The organism is Nocardia sp. NPDC049707 (assembly GCF_040674855.1).
Taxonomy (GTDB): domain Bacteria; phylum Actinomycetota; class Actinomycetes; order Mycobacteriales; family Mycobacteriaceae; genus Nocardia.
The window spans coordinates 57,716-82,629 of sequence record NZ_JBFANN010000007.1 but is presented as its reverse complement, the minus strand read 5'-3'; the positions used below and the strand labels follow the sequence as shown (position 1 = coordinate 82,629).

General features: G+C 65.9%; 22 protein-coding genes and 1 pseudogene. 11 read left to right on the top strand and 12 right to left on the bottom strand.

Translation table 11 applies throughout. From position 1 onward, the window contains the following. Window positions 1-77 precede the first annotated feature (77 nt). Window positions 78-182: pseudogene (locus tag AB0J29_RS09585) on the bottom strand (23S rRNA (guanosine(2251)-2'-O)-methyltransferase RlmB); the annotation flags it as partial. A gap of 184 nt (window positions 183-366) precedes the next feature. On the opposite strand from AB0J29_RS09585, the gene AB0J29_RS09580 reads away from it, so the two are divergent. Further along, window positions 367-1,881, top strand: a complete 1,515-nt coding sequence (locus AB0J29_RS09580) for a hypothetical protein (protein ID WP_364782025.1) — start codon at window positions 367-369, stop codon at window positions 1,879-1,881. 33 nt (window positions 1,882-1,914) lie between these two features. On the opposite strand, the gene AB0J29_RS09575 is transcribed toward AB0J29_RS09580, so the two are convergent. Both AB0J29_RS09575 and AB0J29_RS09570 read right to left on the bottom strand, forming a co-directional pair. Continuing rightward, on the bottom strand, window positions 1,915-2,397 hold the full coding sequence (locus tag AB0J29_RS09575) for a gamma-glutamylcyclotransferase family protein (protein ID WP_364782022.1): 483 nt from the start codon (window positions 2,395-2,397) through the stop codon (window positions 1,915-1,917). Window positions 2,398-2,426: 29 nt separating this feature from the next. After that, window positions 2,427-3,341, bottom strand: coding sequence for a hydrogen peroxide-inducible genes activator (locus tag AB0J29_RS09570; protein WP_364782019.1), 915 nt, complete (start codon window positions 3,339-3,341; stop codon window positions 2,427-2,429). A gap of 114 nt (window positions 3,342-3,455) precedes the next feature. Between AB0J29_RS09570 and AB0J29_RS09565 the strand changes: the two genes are divergently transcribed. From AB0J29_RS09565 to AB0J29_RS09550, 4 genes are all read left to right on the top strand, one after another. After that, window positions 3,456-4,043: a peroxiredoxin gene (locus tag AB0J29_RS09565; RefSeq protein WP_364494490.1), complete on the top strand. Its 588-nt coding sequence runs from the start codon at window positions 3,456-3,458 to the stop codon at window positions 4,041-4,043. A 49-nt stretch (window positions 4,044-4,092) separates the two neighbouring features. Next, window positions 4,093-4,632, top strand: coding sequence for a carboxymuconolactone decarboxylase family protein (locus AB0J29_RS09560; protein WP_364782016.1), 540 nt, complete (start codon window positions 4,093-4,095; stop codon window positions 4,630-4,632). 133 nt (window positions 4,633-4,765) lie between these two features. Then, on the top strand, window positions 4,766-8,044 hold the full coding sequence (locus tag AB0J29_RS09555) for a DUF4132 domain-containing protein (protein ID WP_364782013.1): 3,279 nt from the start codon (window positions 4,766-4,768) through the stop codon (window positions 8,042-8,044). Window positions 8,045-8,184: 140 nt separating this feature from the next. Beyond that, on the top strand, window positions 8,185-8,859 hold the full coding sequence (locus tag AB0J29_RS09550) for a PhzF family phenazine biosynthesis protein (protein WP_364782337.1): 675 nt from the start codon (window positions 8,185-8,187) through the stop codon (window positions 8,857-8,859). Window positions 8,860-9,268: 409 nt separating this feature from the next. On the opposite strand, the gene AB0J29_RS09545 is transcribed toward AB0J29_RS09550, so the two are convergent. Continuing rightward, window positions 9,269-9,961 (bottom strand): DUF5134 domain-containing protein, encoded by a 693-nt coding sequence (locus AB0J29_RS09545; protein ID WP_364782010.1) that lies wholly within the window; start codon window positions 9,959-9,961, stop codon window positions 9,269-9,271. Window positions 9,962-10,203: 242 nt separating this feature from the next. Further along, window positions 10,204-11,241: an AraC family transcriptional regulator ligand-binding domain-containing protein gene (locus AB0J29_RS09540; protein ID WP_364782007.1), complete on the bottom strand. Its 1,038-nt coding sequence runs from the start codon at window positions 11,239-11,241 to the stop codon at window positions 10,204-10,206. 187 nt (window positions 11,242-11,428) lie between these two features. On the opposite strand from AB0J29_RS09540, the gene AB0J29_RS09535 reads away from it, so the two are divergent. Continuing rightward, window positions 11,429-12,157, top strand: a complete 729-nt coding sequence (locus AB0J29_RS09535) for an SDR family NAD(P)-dependent oxidoreductase (RefSeq protein WP_364782004.1) — start codon at window positions 11,429-11,431, stop codon at window positions 12,155-12,157. Here AB0J29_RS09535 and AB0J29_RS09530 read toward each other — a convergent pair. The 4 genes from AB0J29_RS09530 to AB0J29_RS09515 all read right to left on the bottom strand — a co-directional run bounded on the left by AB0J29_RS09530 (window position 12,150) and on the right by AB0J29_RS09515 (window position 16,873). Next, entirely contained in the window at window positions 12,150-13,805 is a 1,656-nt protein-coding gene (locus AB0J29_RS09530; protein ID WP_364782001.1) for an acyl-CoA synthetase, read from the bottom strand. The genes AB0J29_RS09535 and AB0J29_RS09530 overlap by 8 nt on opposite strands. 449 nt (window positions 13,806-14,254) lie before the next feature. After that, window positions 14,255-15,235 (bottom strand): hypothetical protein, encoded by a 981-nt coding sequence (locus AB0J29_RS09525; RefSeq protein WP_364781998.1) that lies wholly within the window; start codon window positions 15,233-15,235, stop codon window positions 14,255-14,257. Next, the gene (locus AB0J29_RS09520; RefSeq protein ID WP_364781995.1) at window positions 15,222-16,511 is read right to left on the bottom strand and encodes a hypothetical protein; all 1,290 of its coding nucleotides are present in this window, start codon (window positions 16,509-16,511) and stop codon (window positions 15,222-15,224) included. The genes AB0J29_RS09525 and AB0J29_RS09520 overlap by 14 nt, the downstream gene beginning before the upstream one ends. After that, entirely contained in the window at window positions 16,508-16,873 is a 366-nt protein-coding gene (locus AB0J29_RS09515) for a hypothetical protein (RefSeq protein ID WP_364781992.1), read from the bottom strand. The genes AB0J29_RS09520 and AB0J29_RS09515 overlap by 4 nt, the downstream gene beginning before the upstream one ends. Window positions 16,874-17,168: 295 nt before the next feature. Here AB0J29_RS09515 and AB0J29_RS09510 point away from each other — a divergent pair, with 295 nt between their 5' ends. After that, window positions 17,169-17,633 (top strand): L,D-transpeptidase, encoded by a 465-nt coding sequence (locus AB0J29_RS09510; RefSeq protein ID WP_364781989.1) that lies wholly within the window; start codon window positions 17,169-17,171, stop codon window positions 17,631-17,633. A gap of 63 nt (window positions 17,634-17,696) precedes the next feature. Here AB0J29_RS09510 and AB0J29_RS09505 read toward each other — a convergent pair whose 3' ends face one another. From AB0J29_RS09505 to AB0J29_RS09495, 3 genes are all read right to left on the bottom strand, one after another. Continuing rightward, on the bottom strand, window positions 17,697-19,340 hold the full coding sequence (locus AB0J29_RS09505; protein ID WP_364781986.1) for an MDR family MFS transporter: 1,644 nt from the start codon (window positions 19,338-19,340) through the stop codon (window positions 17,697-17,699). Next, a complete protein-coding gene (locus AB0J29_RS09500) occupies window positions 19,337-19,969 on the bottom strand; it encodes a helix-turn-helix domain-containing protein (RefSeq protein WP_364781983.1) in 633 nt (210 codons plus the stop codon). The genes AB0J29_RS09505 and AB0J29_RS09500 overlap by 4 nt, the downstream gene beginning before the upstream one ends. Window positions 19,970-20,110: 141 nt before the next feature. Continuing rightward, complete coding sequence (locus tag AB0J29_RS09495) at window positions 20,111-20,941, bottom strand: SDR family NAD(P)-dependent oxidoreductase (RefSeq protein ID WP_364782334.1); 831 nt, start codon at window positions 20,939-20,941, stop codon at window positions 20,111-20,113. 182 nt (window positions 20,942-21,123) lie between these two features. Between AB0J29_RS09495 and AB0J29_RS09490 the strand changes: the two genes are divergently transcribed. The 4 genes from AB0J29_RS09490 (at window position 21,124) to AB0J29_RS09475 (ending at window position 24,887) form a co-directional block, all read left to right on the top strand. Beyond that, window positions 21,124-22,317 carry an FAD-dependent oxidoreductase gene (locus AB0J29_RS09490; RefSeq protein ID WP_364781980.1) on the top strand — a complete coding sequence of 398 codons (1,194 nt, stop codon included), beginning with the start codon at window positions 21,124-21,126 and terminating at the stop codon, window positions 22,315-22,317. Then, a complete protein-coding gene (sigJ, locus tag AB0J29_RS09485) occupies window positions 22,314-23,246 on the top strand; it encodes an RNA polymerase sigma factor SigJ (RefSeq protein ID WP_364781977.1) in 933 nt (310 codons plus the stop codon). The genes AB0J29_RS09490 and sigJ overlap by 4 nt, the downstream gene beginning before the upstream one ends. A 6-nt stretch (window positions 23,247-23,252) precedes the next feature. Continuing rightward, window positions 23,253-23,795, top strand: coding sequence for a YceI family protein (locus tag AB0J29_RS09480; RefSeq protein WP_364781974.1), 543 nt, complete (start codon window positions 23,253-23,255; stop codon window positions 23,793-23,795). Between the two features lie 135 nt (window positions 23,796-23,930). After that, a complete protein-coding gene (locus AB0J29_RS09475; protein WP_364781971.1) occupies window positions 23,931-24,887 on the top strand; it encodes an alpha/beta hydrolase in 957 nt (318 codons plus the stop codon). Window positions 24,888-24,914 lie beyond the last annotated feature (27 nt).

Below are 24,914 nucleotides of genomic sequence, written 5' to 3'. Positions count from 1 at the left end.
AAATCGGTCGATGTCGCAACGCGGCACCCGCATATAGCCGACTCGGAGTCACCCGAGTTGATGCCATCCGACATACCGAGCCGGGACAGGCCCTTACCCTCCGAACCGACCACGATCACGGTGGGGATGCGGCCGTCGAAATCATCGAGGGTGGTGTCACCACCCGCGTCCAGTCCGATGACCGGCGACCCGCATCCGCATACCAGCACGATCGACAGTCATACTTCGCATGCGGGTTGGACACCTGGTGATTTCACTGACGATCAACTGAACGAATTGCTGGGCAAGCGCGCGTTCACGGCTGCTCGTCGCGCGCGGCGGACCGGGTATCGGGCTACTGTACGGCGCGCGACGGGCCACGATCCAGTGCCTTCGGTCGAGCTCGCCGCGGTGACGGTCCGGTTTCTGGTTCCCGGCGATCTCGGGTATGCGCGGGCCGATGCCGCGCGTGGTGCACGCCCGGACGCTATCGCGTTGGCGGTGTGGGCATTTCAGGTGGCCGATGCGCTGAATCGGTCCGCCGAATCGGTCACTGTGACGGTAGGTGATGCCGCGGATGGCGCTGCGGCGGTATCGGCCGTCCGGCAGATTCTGGCACCGCTAGCAGACCTGCTCGCCGATGGTGTAGCTCATGCCGGGTCCGGACTCCCCGCCATTTTCGCCAACGCACGCCGCGACCTCGACCGCGCGGGCGCGCGGTGGCCGCATGACGCGCTGGACGATCTGCTCGACCAACTCGCCGCCCATCGGGATCGCAGTGCGCGGCATGACCCGGTCCGAACGGCGGCACTCATCGCGGAACTCGTTGCGCGACAACGTGCCTGCCGGCACGACTGGGTTCCGGTGCTCGGAACCGAGGAACCGGCCGAAACCCCGCTGCGGCATCTGCGACTGACCGGTCTGGGTGCTCGAGTCGACGGCGATGCCGAAACCCGCGGTGTCGAGCTGTATCTCGCGCACCCGGAGGCGCGCATCGTCCTGACACTGCACCAGTCGATTACCGTCCCCGCCGATGCCCAGCCGCCCGAGGGCGCCGCGCTCGGCGCGCGCCGCAGTGGCCCGGCCCGCATCGCCGATATCGCGGCGGGCAATGTGGTCACCGAAAGCGCCGTCCGGTCCGCGAATCGTGCTGTGCGCCTTGCCAACAGTCGCGTCGCCCGCACCTCGGTCATGCCATCGTCAGGTGCGTGGGAGACACTGCCACCGGAGCTCTTGATCGGCGATCTCGACGCGGAATCCGCGCGTATTGCCGCGCTCCCACCAGCACCCATCCGTCCCCGCATCCGTGGCGAATCGGTACGCGCCCTCATAGTCGATGCCGTCGAGGACATCCGCTACCTCCCCGGCGAACAACGCCTCGTCGCCCAACTACGCGGACCGGTCGGCACCGCCACCGCGATCTGCATGCATTCCAGTGCGACAGCAGGTGCCATCGACGCGCTCACCGAATCCCTGTCCGGCGCACTGGGTCCGGTCCGCTATGTCGCCGGGATCCTCGAACGCCATGCTGGTCACCTCACCATCACTCCCACCGCTGTCGTCGCGGGCCGACGCGTCATAGTTCCGAGCTTCGCGCCCACCGGAACCCTGGCACCACCCAACGGATCAGCAGCCATAGACGACCCGCTCACCGCGACCATCACCACTGCACTCGCCATCACCGCCGAGGTAGCCCACCGCGGCACCCGCCACCTACCACCGAGCTGGTTCGATCGCGCCACCGATGCCGCAGGCACTCTCCGCCGCTATGGTTTCACCAACGCAGCCACCACCCTCGCCACCCTCCGCACCGCCCTATCCACCCCCACCTCGACAGATACCACCCTAAACCTCTGGTCCGACACCCACCTCCGCCTCCTCGTCACCGCCGAGCAGCTCTAACTATGGCGGATCCACCCCGTGACCAGGCCCGTATCAGAGCAGCCTTCGCCATTCGGCGCAGTGAGCCACGAATGCGCCCACATGCTCGGCAACAAAACGCTCGGCATCCCAATCATCCTGTGTGACAACGGAAGTCCACACATATGTCCACACTGAAGGCGCGGCACCCGGCCGGACCCGCCGCAATTCGTACTCGTCACCCTCGAACGCATCCAGCACCGCCCACTCCCCCGCATCGAGCCCCGATAGCACCACACCCCGGGCGACCCCGCCCGCGGCGGGCACGAGCCCCGGATACACCCGCCCCGGCAGTGCCGCCACCCGCCACCCGGTCAGCTCCACCGCCACTGACTCCGGACACCGCCCGATCAACTCAACCAATACCTCGGGAAACTGCAACGTCCCGTAGACGAACAGCCGATCACCGTCCGCAATCGAGCGACCGCCCCGCCGGCCCGGCTCGGTCGACACCATGGCACCCGACTCGTCCACCACGCCCCCTTTCCAACTGCCCACCAGCGGAGATTACGCCCGATGAGCACACCTCAGTTCACCGCGGGCCGCCGCGACCGAATGATCTCCGCCAGTCGTTCGTAATCGTCCACGCGCGCCGTCGACGCGCGAAACGCCAGACCGAGGGTGCGCCCCGGTGCAGGTGCGGCGAAATGCGCGGTTTCCAATGTGCCGCGCGCGGTTTCGGCCGCCACCGCCATCTCCGGAATCAACGTCACCCCGAGACCGCCAGCGACGCACTGGACCACGGTCGCCAGCGACGCGGCGCGGGTATCACCGACCGCGCCCGGATGGGCGTCGGCGGAGCGGCAGAATTCCAGGGTCTGATCACGCAGGCAGTGGCCCTCGTCGAGCAGCAGCAGCGGCAGCGCGTCCAGGGTGGCTGGTGCGATATCGGTGCGACCGGCCAGCTCGTGCCCGCGCGGGGTCACCAGCACGAATTCCTCGGTATACAACGGGATCTCGACCAGCCCCGGCGCCTCGGTCGGGAGCGCGACCAGCGCCACGTCCAGGACGCCGGTGCGTAAACCCTCCAGCAGCCGAGCGGTTTGGTCCTCGATCACCTGAGGCTTCAAGGCCGGCAATGCTTTGCGCAATTCGGGCAGCAGACCCGGCAGCACATACGGAGCAACCGTCGGAATGATGCCGATCCGCAGAGTGCCACCCAGGCTGTCACCGGTCGCCGAGGCGACGAATCGATCGGCGGCCTCGAGGGTCGCCGTCGCCTGCGGCAGCAGCCGCATACCCGCGGCGGTGACGAGCACCCGCCGAGTGCTTCGCTCGATCAGCTGCAGTCCCAGCCCCTGTTCCAATGCGGCAAGTGCCTGCGATAACGTGGGTTGGCTCACACCGAGCCGCGCGGCCGCGGTGCCGAAGTGGCGGTACTCCGCGACTGCCACGAACGCACGCAGCTGCGACAGGGTTGGCTGATAAGTCTGATCAGTCATGCCTATCAGTGTAGTGCGACTGATCACGTTTACCTTTCGCCGGCCTTTGGGCATGATCACCGGTGAGCTTTTCGATCCACGCGCTCTAGCAAACCGACTGACGAGGAGACAAGCATGGCTTTGCTGACCATCGGCGACCAATTCCCGGCATACAACCTCACCGCGGTGATCGGCGGTGACCTGTCGAAGGTCAACGCTCAGCAGCCTGATGACTACTTCACCCAGATCACCTCCGACGACCATGCCGGTAAGTGGCGCATCGTTTTCTTCTGGCCCAAGGACTTCACCTTCGTGTGCCCGACCGAAATCGCCGCCTTCGGCAAGCTCAACGACGAGTTCGAGGACCGCGATGCACAGGTGCTCGGCGCCTCGGTCGACAACGAGTTCGTGCACTTCCAGTGGCGCGCCCAGCACGAGGATCTCAAGACCCTCCCGTTCCCGATGCTGAGCGACCTCAAGCGCGAATTGGCCTCCGCCACTGGCGTTCTCAACGCCGACGGCGTCGCCGACCGTGCCACCTTCATCATCGACCCGAACAACGAGATCCAGTTCGTCTCGGTGACCGCGGGTTCCGTCGGCCGCAATGTCGACGAGGTGCTGCGTGTGCTCGACGCCCTGCAGTCCGATGAGCTGTGCGCCTGCAACTGGAAGAAGGGCGATCCGACCATCAACGCGGGCGAACTGCTCGCCGCGAGCGTCTGAGCACTATCCGAAACACCTGAAAACCCCGAACTAGAAGAGGATTCGCCGAATGAGCATTGAGACCCTGAAGAACTCCCTTCCCGAGTACGCAAAGGACCTCAAGCTCAATCTGTCGTCCATCGCACGCACCACCGTGCTGAACGAACAGCAGCTGTGGGGCACGCTGCTCGCGTCGGCGGCCGCGACCCGGTCGGCGACGACGCTGCGTGAAATCGCCGAGGAAGCCGCGGACAATTTGTCGGCGGAGGCCTACGACGCCGCACTCGGCGCCGCCTCGATCATGGGCATGAACAATGTGTTCTACCGAGGCAAGGCGTTTCTGGAAGGCCGCTACGACGATCTGCGTGCCGGTCTGCGGATGAACATCATCGGCAACCCGGGTGTCGACAAGGCCGATTTCGAGCTGTGGTCGTTCGCGGTCTCCTCGATCAACGGCTGCGCGCACTGCCTGGAGGCGCACGAGAAGACACTGCGTGAGGCGGGCGTCTCGCGTGAGGTGATCTTCGAATCGCTGCGCGCCGCCGCGATCGTGGCCGGTGTCGGTCAGGCCGTGCAATCCACGGAGACGCTGGCTACGGCCGCAGTCTGATATCTCGCAGGAAGCGCGCAACGGCTCCGTCCGGATGGACGGGGCCGTTGTCGTTTCCGCGCCGACCGGCACGTGTCGGAGCGGCTCGCTAGCCTGTCCGCGATACCCACCTCGTGAACAAGGGAGCAGGCCGATGGCCGTCCGCACGCCGCTGACCGATGAGAACACCTGGGTGGCACCCGCCGCCTGGTGGTCGAAAACCGATCCGTTCCGCGGGCGGTGGCCCGCGCGCAAGGTTGCCGTGAACGCGGCTGCGGCACAGACGATCTCCGACAAATTGGCGCAGTCCGCGGATGCGATCCGCGCCATCCTGAGTCATTCCGCCTCGCACCGGGTGCTCGCCGAACGGGGTGCGCAGTACCTGGCCGATCGCCACGCCGACCCGCTCGGCGCGGCCGTGTGCGCCGCGATCGGGATGGACGCGGAGCTGTGGGATGCCAAGGCCCTCGGCCGCTACTACGACAACCACGCGGATCTGGCCGACTATCTGGTTGCCACCCACGGTCTCGGCTGTGCCGTCGCGACCGTGGCAGCACTTACCGGCATCCACGCGGAGGCATCGGATGCCCCGGGCGGGCAATCGAATCGCGTGGTGGTGTCACGTCCTTGTGATCCGCCCGCCACCCTGGTCCGGCGATTGCGCACCCTACTGGCCGCCGCCGGGGAGATGGACTATGCCGATGCCCGGGACCAGGCACGCCAGCTACGCCGCGGCCCGCTCTCGATCCGGTTGCTCACCTCGTACCTATTCCCCACCGAACAAGACTGGGTGACAACCGATCTCGCCGATCCGAATCTCACCGACAGCTTCGGATCGATATTTCTGCTCGCCTCGGTGACCGATTCGGCGCACGCGCACCGCATCCTCGATCTGCTCAGCTGGCGTTGGCATCTGCTGCGCGACAACAAATCGCTGATCTATAGTGTCGCAGCACATCTCGGCCCCGATGCCGCTTCGGTCCTCACTCGACTGTGGGAGGCGGGTCAGGGCAACAGTTCCGCGCCGGGCGCGGCGACCCTGTCGCGCGTCCTCGCCCACCTCCCCACCGACGACGCCATGGACTTCCTGGCCAGGCGTTCGTGGAGCAATGTGACCGCCACGGCGCTGCTCGCCTCGACCGAACGGTTTCCGGTCCGTGCCATGCGAGTGCTCGGTGCACGGACTACCCGGCACGAGAACGCCGCCGACTTCTGCCGGCACGTCCGCCGTCATCCCGAACTCGCCGTCGTCATGCGCGACGAACTGCCCGAGTCCGCACGGCAGTTGATTACCGAGTGTCTGCCCGGCCGGCCGACGGGCACCACCCCGGACGAACTGGTACCGGCGATCCTGCGCGATCCGCCGTGGAATCGCCCGCGCCCCAAGCCGACTGCCACCGTCAGCCTCGAAGTGCCATCAGCCGTTCAGGTTTCGTGGCGCGACGGCGAATGCGAGCATTGGCTCGACTCGCGCGACACACTCACCGAAGACGAGCTGCACAGGCGTCTGAAAGATGCCGCGTCCAATCCCCGTGACCTCGGCGACTGGGCACTGCAGGCGCTGGCTCGGGCGGATCTCGCGATCGCGGAACCGATCCTGCGAGCCGAACACACCGGCTGGTTGCTCTGGGACATCCACGGCTTGATGGCGGTCACGGCCGCGCATGGTACCGCGGCCCACGACCTTGTCATCGGTGCCGTCACACAGGACCCCCGTGAGCTGGCCGCGGCGATCACACCCTTCGAAAGTCCCGCCGCCGCAGCGCTTGTCGTAGGGTGGCTCGGATTGCGCTCGCGCCGCAGGATCGCCTTGGACTGGCTGCGCCGTCATCCCGCCTATGCCGCCACCGCGTTGATTCCGGGCGCTGTCGGCAAGGCGCGCAAGACAAGACGCACGTACGGCGCGGCATTGCGTACCCTCGTAAGCCTCGGGCACACCGATGCGATCATGACCGCAGCGGACGCCTGTGGCGCGACCGTCGCGGTGCGCGAACTGCTCGAAGCCGATCCTGCCGAAATCGTGCCGACGCGTATTCCGGTTCTCCCGCAATGGTTGTCGATTCCGGCACTGCCGCCGATCATGCTGACGAGCGGGCAACCACTGCCGCACGACGCCATCGCCAATCTGATCATCTTCATGATGTTGTCCGAGCCGGCCGAACCGCATGGTGCGTTGGCGCGAATTCGTGAGCATTGCGACACTTCAACTCTCGCCGCCGCGACAGGTGCGATCTTCGAGCAGTGGACCGATGGGGGTGCGCGCTCGAAGGACACCTGGGTCTGGGAAGCATTGGCAGCCTTCGGGAATGACGACACGGTCGCGAAATTGCTGCCGAAGATCACCTGGGACACCGGTAAGGACAATGCGCTGGATGTCCTCGCCGCGATCGGCTCGGATTACGCCTTGTCGGCATTGATCAAGATGAGTGAGCAGGGGCGAAACGCCGTGGTTCGGTCAGCGGCACAGCTTCGAGTCACCGAACTCGCCGAGGAAATGGGGTTAACCGAGGATCAGCTCGCCGACCGTCTGGTTCCGGATCTCGGCCTGCGCCCCGACGGCACGGCGCTGCTCGACTTCGGGCCGCGCCACTTCGTGCTGGGCTTCGATGAGCAGCTGCGCCCCACCATAACCGGTGCCGACGGCACCCGCTACAAGGCCCTGCCCAAGGCCGGGGTTCGCGACGACGATGACCTGGCCGCCGCGGCGACCGCGGCATATCGCTCGATCCGCAAGTCCGTCAAGAAGTTCGCCGCCGACCAGATCCGGCGACTCGAATGCGCCATGGTCACCGAACGCCGTTTCACCCTCGATGAACTGCGCACCCTGTTCATCGCACATCCGGTGCGCATCAACGTGACTCGCCGCCTGATCTGGGCGACCTATCGCGACGACCAGGTGCTCGACTCGTTCCGCATCGCCGAGGACAACACCTTCGCCGATGCCGACGATGCCGCACTCGACATCGCCGAGAACGCCGTCATCGGCATCGCCCATCCGCTCCACCTCGGCACCGAGCTGACTGCGGCATGGGCCGATGTGCTCGCCGATTACGAACTCCTGCAACCATTTCCACAGACCGGCCGGGAAGTGCACCATCCGGATCCGGAGCTGCTCGCCAGTTCCATAGTGCCGATTGCCGCGAATGCCACTGCTCCCCTCGGCCGCATCCACGGCTTGACCAGCCGCAGCTGGAATCCGCCCGAACGCGGCGCCGGCGGTCGCATCGACACCTTCGACAAACGGCTCCCGGACGACCGGGTTTTCAGCATCGGAATCGATCCGGGCATGGAGCCGTTCGAACCGGTCGCTCCCGTGCACGAGCTCAGGTACGCTTCGCTCGCCGGCCGCGATTCCCCCACCTTCGCCGACCTCAGCCCGATCACCGTGTCGGAGATCCTGCGGGATCTCGCGTGGCTCTGCGGCCCGCATTAACAGCACTTCCCGAGCGGACGTCGCAGGCAAATCGGCACGTCACATGGCAATTCATCCGAGACGGAAATTCTGCGGCGGCGATCACCCTTTCGACAGCCGGTAGGCTCACGACCATGGGCACACAGAGTGAACCAGAGGCCATGGGTACGCGGGTCGAGGTCGTGCGTGTTTTCACCGACCCGGCCGGGCACGGCGGCAACGAGCTCGGTATCGCTCGCGCCGCCGACGTCGCCGAGGTCGATCACCAGGCGCTGGCGGCGAAGGCCGGGTACAGCGAGACCGTCGTTGTCGAGGACCCCGTCGACGAGGTCGCCAAGGTGAGGATCTACACCCCCGCGGTCGAGTTGCCCTTCGCCGGGCATCCGTCGGTGGGTACCGCGTGGTGGTTCGCCGAGCAGGGCCAGCCGGTGCGGGTTCTGGAGGTGTCGGCTGGTCCGGTCGCCGTCGAACTCACCGACGGGCTCGTCTGGATCACCGCACGCGGCGAGTGGGCCCCGGAATTCACCTTCCATCAGCTCGACGATCTCGATGAGCTGGCGAATCTGCGCCCCAACGATTTCGACAGCGGTTCGCACTACCTCTGGACCTGGACCGACGAGCAGCGCGGCGCCCTGCGCTCCCGCATGTTCGCCCCCGCCATGGGCGTCGCCGAGGACGAAGCCACCGGCGCCGCCGCCGTCGCCCTCACCGCGCTACTCCGCCGCGGCCTGATCATCACCCAGGGCAAGGGCTCCCAGCTGTTCACCGAATGGGACTCGGACGGTTGGGTCCGACTCGGCGGCCGCGTCGTCGCCGACTCGGTCATCGACCTGTAGGCCGCGACTGTCCGGCGGTAGGTCCGCTCGCACGGAACATACTGCCGCTGACCAGGATCGATGTGGGACACGGCTCGGAGGTCGGCTATCTGTCCCTGCCGCGGGTCGACGATGACGGCCGCGCATGGCGGTCGGATTCGGCGTGGCGGCGCAGCAGCGTGACCAGCAGAACCCGTTCGGCGGGCGAAACACGGAACTGGCTTACACGACAAAAATTCGCGAGCTGAATTCTGCTACGGCGGCGACTTCCCCTTCGCCCCCGAAGCGGCCGGTGACCTCCTCGACTCGCTGATGGACAGCTACGACGGCTTCGAACCCGACCAGCTCGACGCGATCAATCGCGGCAGCGCCGAGGCCGTCTTCCCAAGTCTCGCAGCGGCCTGATCGGACAACGGCAGCCGATGGCGGTCTATCCGGAGGCAGCAGCGATCAGCATGTAGGCCGTGCCCAGGTCCATGACGATATGGGGCACGATTGCGGATCTCAGTGCGCGGCCGACCAAGGAAGCCGACTGCCGGGAGTCGGTTCGGATGCCGATGGGGTGGCCGAGCCAACGCTGGCACCGGCCGGTACTGGCCGCGACGATCAAGGCGAGCGCATCGGCGGTGAACAGCGTGGCCAGCGAGAGCGCCGGTCCGGGTGCGGGCCCGCCGACGTGCGCGCCCGCATGATGTCCCGCCATTGCGTACAACATGACGGCCGCGACCGCGATGTGATAACCGAGCGCGATCATTCGATCATCGGGTAGCGCGCGAGTCGCATTGCGCCACTGTGCGATTCGATCTGCCAACAATGCCGCGAAGACGATGATGAGTGCGATCAGCACCCCGCGCAGCACTACCGGATCCGCTCCCATCGGAAAAACCAGCATCGCGAGCATCACCATGCACATGATCAGATGGGCGGCATCGGACTCGTGACATGCCAGCGCACCGGGCGAATGCGCTTGCACGCGAACAGGTTCGGCCCCGCCAACGCCATCCGAAGCCACCAACCGCCCGAGCACCACCGTGGCCGCGAACAGAAACGCCACAACCACCGACCACCGCAGGGCGGCATACTCCTGCGCGAACTCCACCACACCCATCACCTCCCGACCCACATCCTCCCCTCTATGCTCGCACCCCGGCACCCACCCTGCTGCCCCTTCCCCACCAACACTCCACAGCCACACCCCATCTCAGCCTCCGCGCGGCTCGTGCGAACACCCACAACGAACGCGGAAACCCGAAGGCACCCGTTGGCCAACGTGCAAACCATGGTGGCAAACCGCGAGAAGCCGGCGCTACCGGTTGTGATCTTGGTCGATCGCGGCGAAATGGCTGGCGGCCAGCTGATCTGGGGTCAGCGTGCGACGCTGGGACGAAGGCGATCGGCGGCGGCGCGAGCGAAGCGGCCGGGTGAGATGCCGCGCCATTGTTTGAAGGCGTTGGAGAAGCTCGGTGCGCCGGAATAGCCTATGCGATAGGCGACGTCCTCGACGGTGAGACCGGTGGCGAGTAGTTCCTCGGCGAGGGCGCCGTAGGTCTCGATACACAGCCGACGGTAGGAGGTGCCCTCGTCGGCCAGTCGCCGACGCATGGTGCGCAGGCTCATGTGCAGGCGTTCGGCCACATTCTCCTGGGTGATGCGACCGTTCATCTGATGCAGCAGCACCTCGCGCACCGATCCGGCCAGGCCCTGTTTCAAACCCCGGCGTTGCAGCAGCTCGGCACACTGTTCCTCGAAGAGCAGTGCGGTGAGCGGGCTGGCGTTGGGCATCGGCCGATCGATATCGGTGGCATCGAAGACCACGAGTTGGAGCTCCGAGGATTCGGTGCTGGGAATCTCGAATTGCTCCAGTATCGGCCGAATTCGAGGCAGCAGACCACCCGCGACCTCGGCCCGCACCACCGGCGGCGGCACCCCGAACACCAGATACCAGTTGTACAGCAGGGCCGCCACATCTCGTTCGGCGAGAAAGGTGCGCACATCCGCGGGCAGATCGCGGTCGTCGCCGTAGAGCCAGATCTCGTCGCCGTGATAGACGTGCCAGGCTCGCGCGAACGAGGTCATCATGCTGAAGTAGCGCATCGCAACATCGATGGCCGAACGCATGGTCGGACTGCTCAGCACCGCCATACCGAGTACGCCGAGGGTGGTGATACGCGTGCGCATACCCGCTTCGAAGCCCAGCCCGGGTCGGTCGTCGAGCAGGGTGACGAGATTGTGGACGAGTAGAAGTTCTTGCGCCGCCGTGATCTCCGCGCCGGGCGTTTTCAATGCCATCGGATCGATACCGGTGCCACGCAGGAGATCCGCGCGCGTTAGATGGTGATCATCCGCGAGCTCGGCAAGGATCGCCGCATTCCCCACCGACCGTCGCCACTCCCAAGAGGCCACGGATACATCGTGAGCGCAGGTGGCCATACTCGCAAGGTTTTGGCCGAACATCGGATACACCAGGCGAGTTCGGCTCGAACTGACCGGTATGCGCAATCTCATGACCCGATATCGCATGGCAACCGCACCACCGCGTGTCTACCGTCGTGGCTATCGTCGAGCGAAGATCAAGGTAGGCGAGAACAACATGCCGAGAAAGACCCTTGTCGGCACGCGTGTCGCGATTACCGGCGGTACCTGCGGTATAGGCAAGGAAGCCGCTTTGGCCTTCCTTGCCGCCGGTGCCGATGTGGCGATCGGTGACGCGGATGCCGGCAAAGTGCGTGCAATCACCGCCCAGCTCAACCGGATTCACGCGGCCGATACCGTCGGCCTACCCGTCGAGGTCACCGACGACGCGCGTTTCGCCGAATTCCTGGCGGCCGCCGAACACCGACTGGGCGGTCTCGATGTCGTGGTAAATGCCGCCGATATTGAACCAACCGGTTCGTTTCTAGCCGAATCCGATCAGGAGTCGAATCGGCAGATCGATACCAATCTCCGCGCGGTGATCACCGGATCCCGGCTCGCCGGACTGCGTTTCGTCGAACAGGGCCACGGACATATCGTCAATATCGCTTCGGCCATCGGCGTCACGGCCGCACTCGGCGCCGCGGTGTACTGCGCGACCAAGCATGCGGTGGTCGGACTCGGCACCGCACTGCATCGCGGACTCGCCGAACAAGGCGTGCTGGTCAGCACCATCGCGCCCGGTTATACACCCGATCCGGAGGCGGTGGCGGATGCGATCGTCGACTGTGTCGAGCACCGGCGCGGCGGACTGGTGGTGGTGCCGCCGACCGGGTGGTTCCGAACCGCAATGCCGGATCCGGTGCAGTTGCGTCATACGTTGTGGCGGATGCTCGGCGTCATGTGAGCCGTCGGGCCGGGAGTTCTCGCAGCACCTGTTTGAGAATCTTTCCGGTGGGGTTGCGCGGAAGCTCGTCGACGAACAACACCTCACGCGGGACCTTGAAGCGCGCCAGATGCGTCTTGACATGCTCGCGCACCTCGTCCTCGGTGAGCGAATGTCCTTCGCGGACCACTACTACCGCGCGCAGGCGCTGTCCATATCGATCGTCCGACACCCCGAATGCGCTGACCTCCGCCACCGCCGGATGCGCGGCGAGCAGTTCCTCCACCTCGCCGGGAAAGACGTTCTCGCCACCGGAGACGATCATGTCGTCATCGCGTCCATCGATGAAAAGCCTTCCGGCATGGTCGAAATGGCCGATATCGCCGGTGAACATCAACCGTCCGATGCGCGCCTTGTCACCACCGCCGGTATAGCCCTCGAATTGATAGTTATTACCGACGAAGATGCGACCTGTCGCGCCCAGAGGCACTTCCCGGTCGTTGTTGTCGAAGATCTTCACGACGGTGCTCGGCACGGGCGAGCCGACGCAGCCGGGCTCGACGGCCAGATCCGCGGGAGTGGCAATGGTCGCGTAGGCCACCTCGGTGGACCCGTACACGTTGTACACCACCGGCCCGAATGCCTCGGTCACCCGGACGCACAGATCGGCACCGAGCTGTGAGCCCGCGACGAAGATAATCCGCAACCGCGAAAGATCACGTCCGGCAAAGACTTTCGGCCCAGCGTCGACGAGTCGTTGCAGCATGATCGGCACCGCGATCATGGCCGTGGCACCATGCCGGTCCAGACTGTCCAGCACCGCCTGCGGATCGAAGCGCCGCCGGATCACCAGCGTGGATCCGAAGCCGACCGCGAGAACGGCATGGGCGAACCCGAGCGTATGGAATAGCGGCGCAGGGCATTCGGTGATTTCGCGGGCCCGGAACGGCACCTTGCCGAGGATGGCACCCAGTGGCGACAGGGAGGCCGGCTCGCTGCCGCGCGGCGCACCTTTCGGGGTACCGGTCGTCCCGCTGGTCAGCAGGATGATGCGGGCGGCGGTACGTGGCTTGCGCGGTGGTGTGCGCGCCGCGCCCGCGATCAGATTATCGATGGTGTCGACGCCCGGTTTATCGGCCCAGCCGCGGTAGCGGCCCCGGCGCGGTGTGAAATCGCCGAGCATACTTGCGTATTCGTCATCGAAGATCAGCAGATCGGCGCCCTCGCGGGTCATTACCTCACGCAGTTGCGGCGCCGCGAAATCGGTATTGAGCAGGATGATTCGAGCACCGCATTTGGCCGCCGCGAAGACCGCGTAGTGGAAGCCGCGATGGTTGCGTGCCAGGATGGCCACCCCCTCGCCGTCGCGCAGTCCGCGCGCCCGCCAGGCATTCGCGAGCGCGGTGCTGCGCTCGTCGAGTTCACGGAAGCTGACGCGGCCGAGTTCATCGATGATGGCGGTGCGATCGCGATAGCGCAGGGCGGCAACGGTTGTCAGCCCACCGAGCAGTCCGGAGCGCAGCACCGCGGCACCCATACGAGCCAGTCGATCCGGGCGTTCGGGGGTCGCGAGTCCGGCACGCACCGTCAGCGCGGCGTAGTAGGTCTCATCGGCGGCCCGACGCGCCGCGGTCGTGGCCAGCACCCCGACTCTGTTCGCAAACTTCATGATTCGATCCTGACGCCAATCTCACCTGAACGCGCGGTGACTCGGATCCCTTCGGCCGCAGCCGATTCGGATACCGCGGCTGTCCGGCCGATTCCGCTGAACACGCCGGTGGTCAGCACCGCTGCATCCAGGGGTACCGGCAGACAGCGCGGCTCGACCAGCGCACGATTTGTGCGTGGCGCGAAGTTCTCGAATTTCGGCATCGTTGTCTACCTAGGTGAGGGCGAGTGCCCTCACAGTAAGCGTCGCCGGCGGATTCGTCGAGTACCGACCCAGACAGCAGGCCCGCCGCAGGCACGATCCATGATGGACGGATGTCCAGCGGATCCGCGGCGCACGGTGGATCAATTCGAATCGATGACGTGCGTCCGCTGAGGCCACGCATCCGACGGACATCACTGACACTCAGCGCGCAAAGTCACGTGGATCGGTGACGCCAGCAGGATCGGTCAGGCCGCGTCGATCGCGGTAATCAGCGTGCGGTTGCCCGCCGTTCGGGTCGTAATGATCTGCGTGAAGGTCTGCGGCTGCTCGCCCGGAACCTGCTGGGTCAGCCGGACCTCCCAATGCGCCGCTCCCGCATCGCTGCCAGCGCGCGTGATCTGCACGCAGTAGAGGGTGCCGATCGGTATTTGGTTGATCCCGCGCTGGATCTGGTCGGCGGCGGGCACATTCCCATCGTTGGCGACTACGCCGCGTGCGGCGAATCCGGAACGCTGCACATAGTAGGCGCGTTCGAACGCGAGGATCGCCGATGGCCCATCGCTGGTGCCGCCCGGGTCGGTGCCGGAGATGACATCACCGGTGCGCCGCTGTTCGCAGCCCGGGGTCGCGACCGCGGACGGTTGGTCAGCGGGTGTCGTGGTCGCCGGGGTGCGTCCGCCGGTCCCCTGGGCAACCGCCGGTATCGTCGCCGCGGCCGGTCGCTTCGGACTGTCCGAACCGCCGAAGACGAACATCAGCACCGAGACCACCGCCACCACCACACCGAGCACGATCAGCACCGCGACGACACGGTTGCCGCCACCGGTCGGCTGCGCATCACGGCGACGCGGCGGATGCCGCAATGCCGGACCGGGATTGCCACCGGACCGATCGATAATCGTCGGTACGACGGAACTGGTCTCCGCCGGTAACTCGGCCTCGACCGGACGCGCCGGCGCCCGACTGGGCTCCGCGACCAGTGGCGCTTGCGCGGGACGCCGCGGTTCGAGCCACTCCTGCCAATCCCCGGCCGGCCGGGGACGGCGCGGCCGTTCGGGTGGATCGAGGGCTTCGGTCAGCGGTGTCCGGCGCTGACCCGCGCCACGACGTGCGCCTGGACGGCGGCGCCGCTTCGGACTCGCAGCGGCGGGCCGGACCATGGGCAGCCCGGTGTCGAACGGATTGTCCTGGTTCTGGCTCGGAGAGCCGGAATCAGAGCTCGTCATCGTCGAATTCGCCGATCACCGCAGGCGGGACGGTCGCCAATACGGTCGGCACGGTGACGCCGAGTTGGCCATCACGTGGTCTGCGGTCCTCATCCGACTGCGACGACGGCGGCATTGCCATACCGCCGGTGGTGCCGGGCTGATTCGCCGGTTCCGGCCCCGACGGACGCGACGGCGGCGTGTCCGCGCTAGCGGCCGGTGCTTGCGGCGTGGGCGCGGGTGCCGGTTTCGTCGCGGTCGAACCCCCCATATTCGGCGGGATCACCGAATTGGTTCCAGTATTCGGCGCGGGCTTGGACGACAGCCCCGATCCGCCGCCGAAGTCGATGATGTTCGAAGGCTTGCTCGCGCTGTCACCGCCGGTGGGCGAATTCGTGGTGCTGCCGGGATGGATGAGTTCGGCAATCGCCTTATCGATGCCCTTATCCGCGGACGCGGCCACGGTATCCATGGCGTGCGTGCCGACTTCGGCGATCTTATCGATCAGGTGGGTGCCGATATTGACCCCGGCGTCGATGGCGGCGGTACCGACCGAAACGCCCGCGTTGATCAGATACTGCTGCAATTGGAGTTGGGCCGCCTGCACCGGATCCAATGGCGTCGTTATCGTCACGCCCGCGGTGGTGGTGCCGTCGGTCGTACCGGGCACGACCGTTTGCTGGGTAGTGCCGACACCCTGCGGTGTGGTGACGGTGAGCGGCCCCATCGCATCCAACCGCGCGGTGTGGCGGTCCATTTCCGACTGCGCCGTGCTGACCGCTGTGACCGCGTCGCGCAGCGCCTGGGTCGCCCGCGCGATCACCGCGTCGGTATCCGAGGACGCGCTCGCGGTGCTCAGGATCTGCTTGGCGTCGCGGCGGAAGTCCGCGATGATCTGGTCCACCTTCTGCGCGGCGCGGGCGCTGGTGGCATGGGCGTCGCCGAGCACCGACAGGTACTCGGGTCCACGGTCGGTGATATCACCGATCTGAGTTTGTGTGGTGCGCAATGCCGGAACGGCGTCGGCGGCGGCACGAGAGGTCCAGGTCGATTCGAGGGCGTGCAGGCCGTCGCGGTGCGGGCCCTCGGTATCGGCGGCCTGTGTGGACGCGGTGGACAGCGCGTTGACGACGGTCTGGTCCGGCGTCGCGACGCCACTGCCGAGTGAGGCACGCAATTGCAGCAGCGGCTCGACCAGCGCCGCCACGATCGGCGGATCCACATTCGGATCGATGGGCGTACTCGCGGGAATATCCGACGCGTTGTGCACGGGGCGCCGACGCAGCAGTCGTCTCATGGCAGCGCCTCTCCTTGCCGGGCAAGAGCGCCCGCGGAATCAACATCGATACCCTGCATGTCCGTGCTGTAGTCGCGCAGTATCTGCCCGTAGGCGGCGACCAATTGCCCCGCGGTCGAGAGCGCCTGCACGTGTTCGTTCACCTTCTCGGTGAACCGGGCCACGAATCCGGCACCGACCGGACCGAGGTCGGCGACCAGCCGCTCGGGGTTCACCGCCGCACCCGCGACCGCCGACGCCGAGGCCAGCTGTTGCGACACCGTATTCGCGATTTTGGTGTAGGCGGCCATAGCCGCCGGGTCGAGCTTCAGCGCGTCCACTGTTCCCCCTTGATCAATACGGAAACCAAACTGTCGCGTCATATTTCGACACTCAGAGCGTACTTGGGCCCCGGACAATGCGCGCGGGGATCCTTTCGTTCCGCTGAAGTCTATGCCGCCGGACCGCTCGCTTATACGACCTCGGCCCGGTTCCACCGGATACCGAGGTCGAATGCGGAAGTGATCATTTTCACCCGCGCCGGTTCTATGCTTGTCGGGACGAAGTTGATCCCATCATCACCCTGGCGATCCACGCGCAGGGTGCCGGCACAGGTTAGAGGGGTGGAAGCGTGTGAAGAACAGCAAACGTTGTCGAAACTGGTCGGTCAGATCCGCAATGCTCGTCGGTACCGTTTCCGCCGGAGTGCTGATGGCGGCTACGGCGCAGGCCGAACCGTTGTGGCCCGGTGGACCGGATATCGGCACTCCGGCGATCATTCCACCGGCTCCGGTGTCCGCACCGTGCGGCGAGACCGCACGGATGTGCATGCGGCTGTCGACGAACGAGGCGTGGCTGATGGACAACGGCAAGGTCACCTACGGTCCGACCCCGATCTCGCACGGGCGGCCCGGATACGAGACACCGCCCGGCGTCTTCAAGGTCGCGTTCAAGCGGGAAGACTTCTGGAGCACCATGCACAACGCTCCGATGAAGTGGGCGGTCTTCTTCAACGGCGATATCGCCACCCATATCGGCCCCATCGAGGAGCAGTCGCACGGCTGCATCCGGATGACCCCCGAGGGCGCCGAAACGACCTACCGTTATCTCAACCCCGGCGATGTGGTCGAAGTCGTACGCTGACACCGGCTTTGCGCGTGAGAAGGTCCCGGGCGGATTCCGTCCGGGACCTTCTCGTCGTCCGCGTCAGCGTTCGCCGACGAGCTGCGGATCCGCGTCGTCGGCCATGACCGCCTCGCCGCGAGCGACCATGCCCGCCTCATCGGCGAGTTTCATATGGGGAATGAACAGGGCGAGCACGAAGGCGACTGCCACGCCCGGGAGCAGGTACCAGAAACCCGGAACCAAGGCGTCCACGTAGGCGCCGACGATGGCATCGTGCAGGCCGTCGGGCAGATGCTTGACCACCGAGGGCACCAATCCGCCCGGATCCAGCTTCGCGGCCGCGGCTTCGGGGCCGTGCGAGATGAAGACACCGGTGAGGCCCTCGGTCAAACGGTTGGTGAAGATGGAGCCGAAGATCGCCACGCCCAGTGCCCCGCCCATTTCACGGAAGTAGTTGTTAGCGCTGGTCGCGGTGCCGATCTGGTCTGGGGCCACGGCGTTCTGCACGACCAGGACGATGATCTGCATGATCAGACCGAGGCCCGCCCCCATGACGAACAGCATGGCGGAGACGACCCACATCGGGGTGTCCGCGTCCAGGCGGGTCAACCACAGCATGTCCGCGAACATCAAAACCGCGCCGAGCGGCGGATAGACCTTGTAGCGGCCGGTTTTGGTGACCATCGTCATCGAGCCGATCAAGGCGATCATCAGGCCGACCATCATCGGAATCAGCAGCAGACCCGATACCGAAGCCGAAGCGCCCGTCGCCATTTGGAGATAGGTCGGGATGAAGGCGAGGGCGGCGAACATCACCAGGCCGACCAGGAAGCCGATTGCGGAGGTCAGCACGAAGGTGCGGTTGCGGAACAACCACAGCGGCAGCATCGGCTCCTCGGCGCGCGCCTCCACGAGCACGAAGGCCGCGACCACCACGGCGAACGCCGCGATCATGGTGATCATAACCGTTGAGCCCCAAGCGTATTGCTTACCGCCCCAGTCGGTGATCAGGATCAGCAGCGTGGTCGCGGCCGACATCAGCACTACACCGAGATAGTCGGGCCGGGTCTTGGGCCGATGACTGGGCAGGCTCAGGTAGCGAAAGGCGATGAACAGCGCGGCGATTCCGATCGGCACATTGATCCAGAAGCACCAGCGCCAGCCGAGGTGATCGGCGAAGAAGCCGCCGAGCAATGGACCCGCGACCGAGGTGATGCCGAAGACCGCACCCATCGGGGCCATATATTTGCCGCGATCCTTGGCCGGCACCACATCGGCGATGATGGCCTGCGCCAGAATCATCAGACCAGCGCCACCGACGCCCTGCAGACCGCGGAAGGTGATGAACTCCCAGAAACTCGTCGACGCGGCGGCGCCGATAGAGGCCACGGTGAAAATCGTGATGGCGAACAGGAACGGCCAGCGCCGGCCGAACAGATCACCGAACTTGCCGTAGATCGGCATCATGATGGTGGTTGCGAGTAGATATGACGTTGCGGTCCATGCCATATGGGAGATGCCGCCGAGATCGCCGACAATGGTCGGCATCGCGGTGCCGACGATGGTTTGGTCCAGGCTGGCCAGGAACATCCCCGCGATCAACGCGCCGAAGATGAGCCAGATCCGCTTCTGAGTCAGAATAATCGGCGCCGGCGGCGATTCAGGCGGCCCACCTGTCGCCCCACCGCCCCCCGTCGAATCGCTTCGTGATACGGCGACATTCATCCGTTGCGTCTCCTTTTCGTGCCGTCATGCTCTTCGAATAGCCGCGCGGCCATCGCACAGTGTTCGCGTATCGCCGCCGCAAGCGGTACGGCCGGATCGTCGGCCGAGGACATCGCCGCCCGAGTGGTGATGGTTGTCATGAATCCCGCTGCCAGACTGGCGAATTCGGGCGATACCGCACGGCCGAGCCGAGCCGAGAGCAGGTCGGCGATCATGCTCTCCAAGCGGGCGCCGGAGGCGATGAAGGCCGCGAGCACCCGCGGGTCGGACTTGATGATCTCGGTAATAAGCGCGATGCCCTCGCGCACGTCGCTTTCGGATTCGAAGCCCTGCGCGAACAACCAGGTGAGATCGTCCATCAGCACACCGCTGGGCCCGCCCGCGATGAACCGCTCGCGCAAATCCGGTGTGCTGATCTCGCTGATCGGCCCCACGACCGCAGCCATTTTCGTCTCGTAGTAGTTGAAGAACGTGCGGGGCGATACCCCTACCGCTCTGGCGATGTCCTCGACGGTCGTCGCGTCCAGCCCGCGCTCGACCGCAAGCCGTCGTGCGGCCATACAGAGATCGAGCTCGGTCTGGCGTTTTTTCTGCTCCCGCAACCCGATCGGGCGCTCGTCCTTGGACACGTTCGCCAAAGTAGCACAAACTGCAATTTTTCAGAAACTGCAAGTTGACGGGGCGATGTAGGCGAATCCCGGCCCGACTCGAGTTATCCGACTCGAGCCGGGCCGAGCTGCGCCGCCACCGGCGATGTGGCCGATAGCCGATCAGGCAGGGGGCGTGTGGCCTTGCGCCTTCATAGCGAGGTCTTGCCAATTCGCCCAGGCCTGGAGTCGGTCGTTGTAGACCTGGGAAATGATTTGGTTGCCCTGGGCGCCGAAGAACACCCGCAGGGGCGGGTTCGGTGAGTTGACGATCTCGAGGAGCGCCCGGCCGGCAGCGGCCGGGTCACCGGAATCGAGTCCCTGTGCGTGGGCGGCGAAGGCTTCTCGGAGACCGGAGTAAAGGGGGTCGGCCTCGGCGTGCACGCCGCCGGCCGCGCCCTCCGTGGCGTAGGAGCCGGGCTCGACCAGGGTCACCGTGATGCCGAAGCCGGCGACCTCTTGGGCGAGGGATTCGCTCAGACCTTCGAGGGCCCACTTGGAGGCGTGGTACGCACCACCCAGCGGCCAGGCGGCCAAGCCGCCGACCGAGGAAATCTGGATGATGTGCCCGCCGCCGCTCGCACGCAGCTGTGGCAGCGCGGCCTGCACGACCCACACCGCGCCGAACAGGTTGGTCTCCAACTGATCTCGAAGTTGCTGCTCGCTCAGTTCCTCGACAGCGCCGAGCAGGCCATAGCCCGCATTGTTCACGACGACGTCGAGACGGCCGAAATGCTTTGCAGCACGCTCAACGGTCGCGAAGACTCCTGCCCGATCGGTCACGTCCAGGTCCAGGGGAAGGATGGCCTCACCATAGGTGCCGACCAGCTCTGCGAGACTGTCGGCATTCCGGGCGGTCGCGGCCACCATATCGCCGTTGGCCAGCGCGGCCTCGACGAAGTTTCGGCCCAGACCGCGAGAGGAACCGGTGACGAACCAGACCTTGCTCATGATGTCCTACCGTTCTTTCTGCGGTGATGTTCCGTGCGGCTGCACCGAACGACCATGAGACGCCGACGACCCGATCGCCGTAACGGCACGGCGACGTGACGTGTGCCACCACCGCCGAGCGCCTCCCGCAAGGTGACTTATCTCACGTGTTGTTACATCGTGGTGGTGGGAGGTGTCTCGATGGCATGACTGAGCACAACAGCACCTGCACGAGGGTCGTCGTGATCGGTGGCGGCTACGCCGGAACCGTGGCGGCCAACCGCCTACAGCGGCGCGACGATGTCGAGATCACCCTGATCAATTCTCGCCCGAAGTTTGTCGAGCGCTTGCGGCTGCACCAGTTGGTGGCCGGCACCGGCGCGGCCGCGCTCGATTACAGCACGCTGCTCGGTGACGGTGTGCGGTTGGTCGTCGACAACGCTGCCCGCATCGATGTCACCGCACGGACGGTGAAGCTGGTATCGGGCCGCACGCTGGACTACGACTACCTCATCTACGCGGTCGGCAGCACCGCGGCGGTGCCGACATCGGTAGACGGAGCGGCCGAATTCGCCTATCCCATAGCAGAATTGGAGCATGCCGAGCGGCTGCGCGCCGCCATCGGCGGGTTGCCGCCGAACACGGCAGTCACCGTCGTCGGCGCCGGGCTCACCGGGATCGAGACAGCTGCCGAACTGGCCGAGCAGGGCCATGCGATCACGCTGGTCTGCGGCGAGAGGCTGGCTCCGACGTTCTCCCAGCGGGGGCGGAGGTTGGTGGCCGAGTGGATGGCCCGACATCGTGTCGAGGTGCTCGAGGACGTACGAGTGGCCGAGGTCCTGCGGGATGAGGTGGTGCTGTCCAACGGTCGCGTGGTACCCAGCGCGATCACTATCTGGACCGCCGGTTTCGGTGTGCCGGACCTGGCCGCACGCAGCGGCCTGCGCACCGACGCACTCGGTCGGCTGGTCACCGACGAGACGCTGACCAGTATCGACGACGATCGCATCGTCGCCGCCGGTGACGCGGCCGCGCCGTCGCGGCGACCGCTGCGAATGAGCTGCCAGGCCGCCGGACCCCTCGGCGCGCAGGCCGCCGACACCGTGCTGGCCCGAATCGCCGGCGCTCGGCCCGCGGTGCTGGACATGGCCTTTCTTGGTTCCAATGTCAGCCTCGGCCGACGGGCGGGCATCGTGCAGTTCAGCCGCAAGAATGACACCGCCGTGAAGGCTTATGTCGGCGTCTCTTTCATCAGCGCGGCGATCAAAGAGGCGGCCACCAAATGGACGCTGTCGGGAATACGCTGGGAAGCTCGCCGACCCGGCTCGCTGATCTGGCTCAAGGGCGGAAGGCACGTCGAGCAGCAGGTGACGGCCTCCGACGCGCTGGCGAACCCGTGAGCTCCGCCGACCAGCATGCCGAGCGGTTCACTCTGTTGCGGCCGCTGCTGTTCACGATCGCGTACGAAATCCTCGGCTCCGCAACCGAATCCGACGATGTGCTGCAGGACAGCTACCTGCGCTGGGCCCAAGTGGACCTCACGACCGTGCGGGATACGAAATCGTTTCTGGCGCAACTGGTTACCCGTCAGGCGCTCAACGCGCTGCGGGCCAGGGTCCGGCGTCGCGAGGATTACGTCGGCCCGTGGCTGCCCGAGCCGTTGCTGTTGATCGAGCATGATGCCGCGGCCGACATCGTGCTCGCCGAATCGGTGTCGATGGGGATGCTTGTGCTGTTGGAAACGCTCACCCCCGATGAACGCGCGGTGTTCGTGCTGCGCGAGGTGTTCGGCTTCGGCTATGACGACATCGCCACGGCGGTAGGCAAATCCGCGACGGCGGTGCGTCAGATGGCGTATCGGGCCCGCGAATATGTGCGGGCGCGGCGCAACCGGTTCGGGCCCATCGACGCTGCGCACACCGCCGAACTCACCGAACGGTTCATGGCCGCCGCGACCACCGGTGACATGGCGGGCCTGCTGTCGATGCTCGCACCGGATGTCACCTGGACCACCGACAGCGGCGGCAAAGCCACCGCGGTACGCCAGCTGGTGATGACCGGCGCGAAACAGGTGGCCACGATTCTCACGACCTTGTTGCGCCCGATCCAGCGCCGGCCGGACACGCGGATCGAACCGATGATCTGCAACAGCGAGCCCGCGGTGGCCATCTATTCGGGTGACCGCCTCGAGGCCGTCCTTGTACTCGAAATCGCCGACGGCATGGTCATCAACGGTTACGCCATCCGCAATCCCGACAAACTTGCCGCTCTCGCGAGCGCGCGCGCTATCACCCGCAATCCCGGCATCCCATCCCCGCTCCAGGAGTGACCAACCATGGCAACCACGATCGAACGCAGCGACCTGACCGGTGACTACCTCCTCGATACCGCCCACACGCGGATCGGGTTCATCGCCCGGCACGCGATGGCCACCAGAGTGCGCGGAAAGTTTGCCGAGTTCGAGGGCAGCGCGCACCTGGACGGCGAGGAACCGTCGAAGTCGAGCGCCCAGCTCACGATCCAGGCGAAGAGCATCGATACTCGAAACCATCAGCGTGACGATCTGGTCGGCAGAAAATTCCTGGGCGTCGACGACCATCCGACAATCACCTTCACCATGACCGAGGTAGAGCAGTTCACCTCGACCAACATCATGGTCACCGGCGATCTGACCATTCGCGGTGTCACCAGGGCGGTCACCGTGAACTTCGAACCGACCGGTGTGGACCGCGACAAGCAACGCATACTCCGGGTCTGTTTCACCGGCAGCGTCACGATCAACCGCAAGGACTGGGGCGTGCGTTGGAAGGCGGCCACGGGCATGGTCAGCCCCAAGGTAACGCTGGAGTTCGACGTTGCCGCGATACGGCAGCGCTGAGCACACAGAACCCGACATCGGCATTTCACGACTGTGACGCGCGGCACCGCAAAAGCGCGTCACGAAAATGCTGCCGGGCTCGTCCAAGGGGGCGGGCCCGCTGCCGCGGGAATGCCGATACGAGAGGAGAGTCGAATGGCGAGTGACGGGACAACACACCGTCGACGCCGGTGGTTGGGAGCGCTGTCGACGATCGTCGCGCTGGTGTCCGTCAGCGCGACGATGCCGTCGACGATGTCACGGGCGGACAGCCCGGCGGACCGCAGCGCGGCGTCTCCGACTGTCGATGGCGGGCAATTCGTCGAAACCTCGGTGGCGCGCTTTCATTTTCGGAAGGCCGGCGAGGGACCGCCCATCGTGCTGCTGCCGGGCGGCGCGCTCTGGTCGTACACCTACCGCGACATCATGCCCGCGCTCGCCGCCAGCCACACCGTCTATGCGGTCGACCTGCCGGGTTCGGGGTTCACCACGCTGCACGATCCGGATTTCGGATACGACGTGCGAGCGATGACGGAGTCCTTGCGCCAGTTCATCGCGGCGGTGGGCCTGACCCGGGTCTCGGTGCTGGCGCATTCCCTCAATGGTTCTGTCGCAGTGGATTTCGCTGCGCGATATCCCTCGGAGGTGGATCAGCTGGTGCTCATCTCACCGCTGGTTCTGGATACCGAGCTCAATGCGAACCTCCGGCTGATGCGCATGCCCGTCGTAGGTGAACTGGCCACACAGGTGATGACCGAGGACATCTATGTGGCGGGATTGCGCGGAGCGTATGCACACCCCGAGACGTTGACGACAGAACTGGCGCACACGTACTGGATTCCGCAGAGCCGCACCGAGAACCGCACCGCGATGTGGCAGCAGCCACGCAATCTCGATCCGGCCGAGGTGCAGCGGGAGGCGGGCATGGTCAGAGCGCGGACGCTGATCCTCTGGGGCGAACTCGATAGTGTCGTCGACCCGTCGCAGGCACAGCCGCTCGCGCACCTGATCTCCGGGTCGACCTTGCGAATGCTCGCGGGCGCCGGCCACAACGCCCATGAGGATGATCCGGTCGCTGTCACTGCGGAACTGACCGGATTCCTCGGCCCCTGAGGATCGAAGGGCACCGCACCCCTCGGG